This window comes from Marinomonas vulgaris, assembly GCF_018145875.1.
Lineage (GTDB): Bacteria > Pseudomonadota > Gammaproteobacteria > Pseudomonadales > Marinomonadaceae > Marinomonas > Marinomonas vulgaris.
The window spans coordinates 66,298-73,758 of record NZ_JAGSSV010000013.1 but is presented as its reverse complement, the minus strand read 5'-3'; the positions used below and the strand labels follow the sequence as shown (position 1 = coordinate 73,758).

Below are 7,461 nucleotides of genomic sequence, written 5' to 3'. Positions count from 1 at the left end.
CTCCTTGAATAATAAGAAGCGATAAGGTTAGCGGTTTGAGGGCGTCATGGGCAGGTAGGGTTGGATTGGCGCTTACACAGAATCAATCAATAATCAAAAAAACTATGCTTTGAAAGTCCAACAAAAAGATAACTCAAAAGGTTATGGACCTTCACTACCTTTTGCTTTAGGTAAAAAATACCCTAATGCTTTTCGACAATTTAGCTGGATGTTTTTATTTCCATCTATATCAATTTGCTCGCATCCAATGACAGGTGAATTATGTCGCCATCACTTGCATGATTCCGTTCCTAGAAAAGCGTTAAAAAAAGCTGTGCATGCCGCAAATATTTTAGAGAAAAGAGTAAACTGCCATACATTCCGTCATTCCTTTGCAACTCACTTATTAATCGCAGGACGAGACATAAGAACCGTTCAAGAACTTCTAGGCCATAACGACGTATCAACCACCCAAATCTATACTCATGTTATTGGGGAACACTTTGCCGGTACTAGTAGCCCGATTGATCAGCTGTTGTAACATGGCCATTAATTAAGAACCAATGACCCTTGGAAAAAGAGTCAACAATGAACTCTGTTTTGGAGTTAAGAGTGAGGGAAAAAGCACCAAGGCAAAGTCGGTGAGCGAGATCAAACAGTAATATCGCGTAAATAGGGTTTTTGGTTGATCACGGTGAACACCCCGTCTTCCCCTTGAAGAGAAAAGGGGAAGAAACTAACCATCAGCAGTGCGTTTGAATGGAAACAAAAAACCGCTGAGGTCAGCGGTTTGTCTTTGTTCACAGCTCAAATGCTTATGAAAGCAACGCTTTTAATGCCGTGGTTAAGGCGGCCATTTCGGCGTCTGTGCCTATGGTGATGCGTAGGTAGTTGCCGATGCGTGGTTTGTTGCTACCAAAGAAACGTACCAAGATGCCCTGCTCTTTTAGCGCAAGGTAAATTTGTTCGGCGTTTTTCTCTGGGTGTGTCACAAAGACGAAGTTGGTCGCCGATGGCAATACCGTAAAACCAAGCGCTTCTAACTCTTTGACGGATTGCTCGCGTGTGGCGATGGTTTTGTCGCAGATTTCTTTTAAATAGCTTTCGTCTTCTACTGCGGCAGTAGCGCCGGCCAAAGCGATGCGGTCGATCGGGTAGGAGTTGAAGGAGTTTTTCAAACGCTCCAGCCCTTCGATCAAGTCTGGGTGTCCCAAAGCATAGCCAACACGAATCCCAGCTAAAGCGCGAGATTTTGACAGGGTTTGCACGACGAGAAGGTTCGGGTATTGATTCACCAACACAGAGGCACTTTGCGCGCCAAAGTCTACATAGGCTTCGTCCACCAGCACAACCACATCTGGGTTCGCACTTAGAATGGCTTCGATGTCGGCAAGCGGCAAGGCTTTACCCGTTGGCGCATTCGGGTTGGTCACGACCACGCCGGATACGTCCAGATTTTCATAATCCGTCGGTACGATATTGAAATCATCATCCAATGGAATCAAGTGAGGTTCGATGCTGTATAAGCCCGCATAGACTTTGTAAAAGCTGTAGGTGATATCTGCAAACGCTAATGGCTTGCCACCGGCAAAATACCCCATAAAGGCCAGCGCCAACACTTCGTCGGAGCCATTGCCAACAAACACCTGATCCGTGTTCAACGAGTAGCTTTTTGCCAACGCTGTTTTCAGCGTAACGCCATTCGGATCAGGATACAGTCGTAAACGCTCACTGACTTCTGAAGCCATGGCATCCAAGGCTTTCGAAGAAGGAGCATACGGGCTTTCGTTGGTGTTTAGCTTGATGTACTTTTTGTCTTGCGGTTGTTCGCCTGGCACATAAGGGTCAAGAGAAGCGATTTTATCTGTCCAAAAACGACTCATGGATGCTCCGTTGTACGTTAATAGTGGTACGTCATAATAGAGGGTGAAAACAAAATAAGGCCTCAAAAGAGGCCTTATAAATACATTAATTTGACAGTGACTGCCCGGCCTTGGATCAGTCCTGAGGCTTCATATGTGGGAACAACAAAACGTCACGAATAGATGGCGCATCGGTGAACAACATCACCAAACGGTCGATACCAATACCTTCACCCGCGGTTGGTGGCAAGCCGTATTCTAGGGCATTGATGTAGTCCGCATCGTAATGCATGGCTTCGTCGTCGCCTGCGTCTTTTTCTTCTACTTGACGCATAAAACGTTCCGCTTGGTCTTCTGGATCATTTAACTCCGAGAAACCGTTGGCAATTTCACGACCACCGACAAAGAATTCAAAGCGATCGGTGATGAAATCGTTGTCGTCGTTACGACGCGCAAGTGGAGACACTTCCGCTGGGTATTCGGTAATAAAGGTCGGTTGATCAAGTTTGTGTTCAGCCGTTTCTTCAAAAATTTCTGTCCACAACTTGCCCAAGCCCCAAATCGGTTTCACATCGATTTTTAGGTTCTTAGCCACCACAGTGGCTTTTTCGATGGTACTAACATCGTCTGCGGTCAACTCTGGGTTGTAATGCAGAATCGAATCCAACATGGTCATGCGAACAAACGGCGCGCCGAAGTCGTATTCTGACCCTTGGTAGGTCACGGTTGTTGTGCCCAATACTTTCTCAGCCACTTCACGCAACATGGCTTCAGTAAGGTCCATCAGATCTTTGTAGTCGGCGTAGGCTTGGTAGAATTCGATCATGGTGAATTCTGGGTTATGGCGAGTCGATGTGCCTTCGTTACGGAAGTTACGGTTGATCTCAAACACACGCTCAAAGCCACCCACAACCAAACGCTTCAAGTAAAGCTCTGGCGCGATGCGCAAGTACATGCTCATGTCCATCGCATTGTGGTGTGTGACGAAAGGACGCGCCGATGCACCACCAGGAATGGTTTGCAACATAGGCGTTTCCACTTCCATGAAGCGACGATCTTCTAAGAAGCGGCGAATCGTAGAAATGATTTTAGAACGCATTTGGAAGGTGGCACGAGACTCTTCGTTGACGATCAAATCCACGTAGCGCTGGCGGTAGCGCATTTCCATATCGGACAAGCCGTGATGCTTATCTGGCAAAGGACGCAGAGCTTTAGTCAGCAATTGCGCTTCTTGCATGTCGATGTACAAATCGCCTTTACCGGATTTGTGAACAGGGCCCGTCACGCCAATAATGTCGCCCAAATCCCATGTTTTTTGATCGGCTAGCAACTCTGGAGACAAGGCTTTACGATTTACATAAGCCTGAATTTGTCCTGTCATGTCTTGCAACAACATGAAGGCACCACGATTACGAATGATACGACCCGCAATGCTGACTTTATGGTCTTTTTCTTCTAAGTCGGCTTTCTCGTGCTCACCAAATTCGGCTTGTAAATCAGCCGCGTACGCGTCAGGGCGAAACGTGTTTGGGTAGGCATTGCGCTCAGCGCGAATGGCCGCCAATTTACCGCGACGTTCTGCGACTAGGCGGTTGTCATCGGATTGTGCTGTGGATTCTGTGTTGTTTTCGTTAGCCATGATTTTGCTATCTACTCTTTTCAATTTTCTAAATAAGGAAGGGCGCGTTACAGACCTTGCTTTAAGCTGGCAATAATAAACTGGTCTAAATTGCCATCAAGAACGGCGCCGGTGTTGGAGGTTTCTACGCCGGTGCGCAAATCTTTAATGCGCGACGCGTCCAACACGTAAGAACGAATCTGGCTACCCCAACCAATGTCAGACTTACTGTCTTCCACGGCTTGTGCAGCCTCGGTGCGTTTCAACATTTCGAATTCGTACAATTTGGCACGAAGTTGTTTCATGGCGAAATCACGGTTGGCGTGTTGTGAACGCTGATTCTGACACTGCACCACTATGCCCGTTGGCACGTGGGTAATACGAACCGCCGAGTCGGTGGTGTTTACGTGCTGACCACCCGCACCGGATGAACGGTAGGTATCGGTACGAATGTCCGCTGGGTTGATCTCGATGTCTACGTTGTCGTCAATTTCGGGCGACACAAACACAGAAGCAAACGAGGTATGGCGGCGGTTACCCGAGTCAAACGGCGATTTACGCACCAAACGGTGCACGCCCGTTTCCGTACGCAACCAGCCAAAGGCGTATTCGCCTTCAAAACGAATGGTCGCCGATTTAATCCCTGCGACGTCTCCGGCCGACACTTCCATCAGTTCGACTTTAAAGCCCTTGTCTTCGCCCCAACGCAAATACATGCGCAGTAGGATATTGGCCCAATCTTGTGCTTCGGTGCCGCCAGAGCCAGACTGAATGTCCAAGAAGGCGCTGTTTTCGTCCATCTCATGGGAGAACATACGACGGAATTCTAACTTGGCCAGTTGAGCGTCTAACTCTTCCAACTCCAACTGAACGGCTTCGATGGAGTCATCGTCGTCTTCTTCGACCGCAAGCTCTAACAACTCTTTGGCGTCGTTTACGCCAGATTCCATGTTGTCTAGCGTACCAACAATGGCTTCTAACGAAGATCGTTCGCGGCCTAATTTTTGTGCGTAATCTGGGTCGTTCCAAATAGCGGGATCTTCCAGTTCGCGGTTAACTTCCTCTAAGCGTTCTTTCTTTGACTCGTAGTCAAAGATACCCCCGTAGGGTTAAAGCACGGGCAGAAAGGTCTTTTATCTTAGAAAGTATCGGGTTTATTTCCATATTGGCGTCAATTTGCTATAAACAGTGAGGATAAAGTTGATTCGGAATTGTAACGAATTTACTCGCAGCATAAAATGCCATTCGCTACCCAATGATGGAAAAACAGACCATTTTTTGTGGGCCTTGCTATCAAATGGAGTCAATATGGATAAGCCAACCGTCACCGTCGCCATACTGGGACAAAATTACAAAATAAATTGCCCTAAAGGGCACGAAGCCGACTTAAAAGAAGCGGCTGAGTATTTAAACAATCAAATGCGCGAAATCAAGGCCAGTGGCAAAATTGTCGGTCTCGAAAAAATCGCTGTACTTGCGGCATTGAATATTACTCACGATATGCTGTCGAACCAAAAATACGCCCGTGCCAACGAGCAACAGCTGCGAGAGCTGACCTCACAGCTCGACTCTGCTTTGACTCATCAAACAAAGTTGGTCAATGAATAAACATTCATGGTGTATTCTTTGAACGACTTTTTTGATTGCAAGCAGACAACACGAATTTTCTTCATACAAGCAAGAAAACGCCCTGCGCTATTAAGTGATTTACGCCATAAATTATTCTATACTGTAGTCCGTTTCCTGGGTTGTTCGAAGCGGCTTAACGCCCTTGAGCCTATGAGTAATACCCCGGAAAGAACCTGCTGGTTTGGTGTGCATGTCCGTGCGTCGGAAAGCCTAAAAAGTCACAGTTCTTTCCACCTTGAACCACTGGGTTCAAGGCCAATAGCCGAAACGGCAACTTGGGAAACACCTTTATGACCTCTCATCTCGATCCTAGACAAACCCTTCGTCGTCAATTACGTCAAGCCAGAAGAAGCCTCACGGCGCAGCAACAAGAAGACGCGGCATCCGCTTTGTTAACCGATATTGCTCAGCGCCTTGTCACACTCAGCCAAGCGTCTAATGCCAATACTCAGCCAATTCAAAGAGTCGCTCTATACTTGTCGAACGACGGTGAGATTTCGCCGCACCTTCTTTGTGAACATTTTTGGCAACACGGCATTCAAACTTATTTGCCAGTGATTGACGGCAAACAGCTGACCTTTGCTCTGTATTCCAAAGACACCCTCTGGCAAGAAAACAAGTTTGGCATCAATGAGCCACTTACTAACGAGACTATTTCAGGTCATGAGCTAGACATGGTATTCCTGCCGCTAGTCGGCTTCGATACGAAAGGCGGCCGTCTTGGCATGGGGGGAGGATTTTACGATCGAACCTTCGCAAACAAACCCGCCGACGCTCGTCCTTTGCTAATCGGTCTTGCTCACGACTGCCAAGCGGTCAAAAGCTTACCCATTGAGGGTTGGGATGTGCCGCTTCAAGCGATCATTACCCCTCAACAGCTGATTAAAGTCGACTAAAAAGCGAAGCTGTAACCGGCGGAGACATACACTCCGCTGTTACCCTCGTCGTTCTCAGGCGCATAGGCCACATCAAAGTCCAAACGTCGATAAAAGGTCAATCCAGCGGTGTAATAGTTCAACTCATTGCCGACCATGTTTTTTCTGATCCCCACGCGCATTCCCGGTAACACCCAGTTATCACTAAAATACGACAAAGACACCACCGACCATTGGTATTCATCGCCTAACGGGTCTTTGATGGGGTTAACGTCGTAGGAACCACCAATCGAAAAGTGCTGATCCTTGCTTTTTATCGCCGCATCAAGGGTCATTTGCGCTTCCATGGTGTAGGTTTCATTGAGTGAAAAGGCGCCTTTACTGGACAATCGAAGCGCCGCTTCACAATTACTTTGATCCGCTGCCGTCATGCCCGAACAACTGCTGCTTAAGCCTTTGTAGTCAAATTCCGGTTCGTTGATATTGGCGATCGAAGCGCCTATTTGATAATTTCGTCCCGCCAAAAGTACACCTAAATCCAAGGAAACATTCGACACCGCCGAGTCTCGACTTAAGAAAAAATCCCCATAAGACACGCTAGAATCGTCGTCTTCGGTCAGTACTGTGACTTTTTGATCCAAGGCAAAGCGATGAAAGTTCAAGCGACCGCCCACGATCAGGGCATTGCTTGTGCTTCGCGATACCATTTCACTGTAGCCAACACTGACCCGATAATCCGATGCGCGCTTTAAATACAACGAAGTATCGGACTCAATATCGGCGTCGCTCACATCGACCGTATTCAAATCCGACGCCGTGGTCACGGCTTCTAAATCACTCACCCCCGTTAGGGTAAGCTCGTCAGAAATGATGTCTGCACGACCGACCAAAGACGCTCCAGCATCAATGCTAAACACGCCACGTCGGCGAGTTTTATAAATAATCGGCAAAAAAGGCGCTTGCATCGTGGTGGCAAATTTCACATAGGTGGTTTGGCTAATATCTGAAATAATCGCGTCAGACTGATCGAGAGAATCGTTGATATCCGATAATACACTGGCAATTTCAGACACAACGTAGGCATCAGCGGCTGCTGTGCCTGAACTGCTTTGAATACTTTGTGCTTGGGCTTTTATAGCATCCACATTTATGCGATCAACAAAGTCTTCATCAAAAATAGCCTCTAGCTCATCCAACTTATCGTTAATGTCTTCAATGCCGCCACCTTCAACACCAATCCCTAAAGGCCCAACAAAACCGACTCGAAAGCCTTGTAAATTGGCCATGAGATAAGACGACGCAGGGTTACCGCCAGCGGTAGACAACGCATGCCGATTACCATAGCCACCCAGCACTAGGCTGGAGCCCGTCGGCTGATAAATATAGGACGATGCCATAATGGAAGAACTCATTAACCCTAAGCTAATAATCGCCAAAGACTTTTTCATGCTTTACCCATGTCTATGTGTATCTACTAAATTTGCAAGACTAAAATCAG

The 7,461-nt window shown here is 47.3% G+C and carries 7 protein-coding genes and 1 other RNA gene; 4 read left to right on the top strand and 4 right to left on the bottom strand.

From position 1 onward, the window contains the following. Positions 1 to 109 precede the first annotated feature (109 nt). Positions 110 to 520 (top strand): tyrosine-type recombinase/integrase, encoded by a 411-nt coding sequence (locus tag J9B83_RS11065; RefSeq protein WP_407944023.1) that lies wholly within the window; start codon positions 110 to 112, stop codon positions 518 to 520. 274 nt (positions 521 to 794) lie between these two features. Here the strand turns inward: J9B83_RS11065 and hisC are convergent, their stop codons facing one another. From hisC to prfB, 3 genes are all read right to left on the bottom strand, one after another. Continuing rightward, a complete protein-coding gene (gene hisC / locus J9B83_RS11060) occupies positions 795 to 1,862 on the bottom strand; it encodes a histidinol-phosphate transaminase (protein ID WP_211536806.1) in 1,068 nt (355 codons plus the stop codon). 115 nt (positions 1,863 to 1,977) lie between these two features. Then, on the bottom strand, positions 1,978 to 3,480 hold the full coding sequence (lysS, locus tag J9B83_RS11055) for a lysine--tRNA ligase (protein WP_211536805.1): 1,503 nt from the start codon (positions 3,478 to 3,480) through the stop codon (positions 1,978 to 1,980). A gap of 47 nt (positions 3,481 to 3,527) precedes the next feature. Then, positions 3,528 to 4,623, bottom strand: a protein-coding gene (prfB, locus tag J9B83_RS11050) for a peptide chain release factor 2 (RefSeq protein WP_211536804.1) whose coding sequence is annotated in 2 segments (ribosomal slippage) — positions 3,528 to 4,550 and positions 4,552 to 4,623 — 1,095 coding nt in all. Because the reading frame shifts where the segments join, the coding sequence is not laid out codon by codon here. Between the two features lie 144 nt (positions 4,624 to 4,767). Between prfB and J9B83_RS11045 the strand changes: the two genes are divergently transcribed. The 3 genes from J9B83_RS11045 to J9B83_RS11035 all read left to right on the top strand — a co-directional run bounded on the left by J9B83_RS11045 (position 4,768) and on the right by J9B83_RS11035 (position 5,984). Beyond that, the gene (locus J9B83_RS11045; protein WP_211536803.1) at positions 4,768 to 5,067 is read left to right on the top strand and encodes a cell division protein ZapA; all 300 of its coding nucleotides are present in this window, start codon (positions 4,768 to 4,770) and stop codon (positions 5,065 to 5,067) included. Between the two features lie 129 nt (positions 5,068 to 5,196). Further along, positions 5,197 to 5,374: non-coding RNA, 6S RNA (ssrS, locus tag J9B83_RS11040), on the top strand. 4 nt (positions 5,375 to 5,378) lie between these two features. Beyond that, positions 5,379 to 5,984 carry a 5-formyltetrahydrofolate cyclo-ligase gene (locus J9B83_RS11035; protein ID WP_211536802.1) on the top strand — a complete coding sequence of 202 codons (606 nt, stop codon included), beginning with the start codon at positions 5,379 to 5,381 and terminating at the stop codon, positions 5,982 to 5,984. On the opposite strand, the gene traF is transcribed toward J9B83_RS11035, so the two are convergent. Further along, positions 5,981 to 7,411 (bottom strand): conjugal transfer protein TraF, encoded by a 1,431-nt coding sequence (traF, locus tag J9B83_RS11030; protein WP_211536801.1) that lies wholly within the window; start codon positions 7,409 to 7,411, stop codon positions 5,981 to 5,983. The genes J9B83_RS11035 and traF overlap by 4 nt on opposite strands. Between the last annotated feature and the right edge of the window lie 50 nt (positions 7,412 to 7,461).

What these genes read in the sequence shown, in the direction of transcription:
- hisC (WP_211536806.1), bottom strand. Translation starts at nt 1,862, where the DNA reads ATGAGTCGTTTTTGGACAGATAAAATCGCTTCTCTTGACCCTTATGTG.
- lysS (WP_211536805.1), bottom strand. Translation starts at nt 3,480, where the DNA reads ATGGCTAACGAAAACAACACAGAATCCACAGCACAATCCGATGACAAC.
- J9B83_RS11045 (WP_211536803.1), top strand. Translation starts at nt 4,768, where the DNA reads ATGGATAAGCCAACCGTCACCGTCGCCATACTGGGACAAAATTACAAA.
- J9B83_RS11035 (WP_211536802.1), top strand. Translation starts at nt 5,379, where the DNA reads ATGACCTCTCATCTCGATCCTAGACAAACCCTTCGTCGTCAATTACGT.
- traF (WP_211536801.1), bottom strand. Translation starts at nt 7,411, where the DNA reads ATGAAAAAGTCTTTGGCGATTATTAGCTTAGGGTTAATGAGTTCTTCC.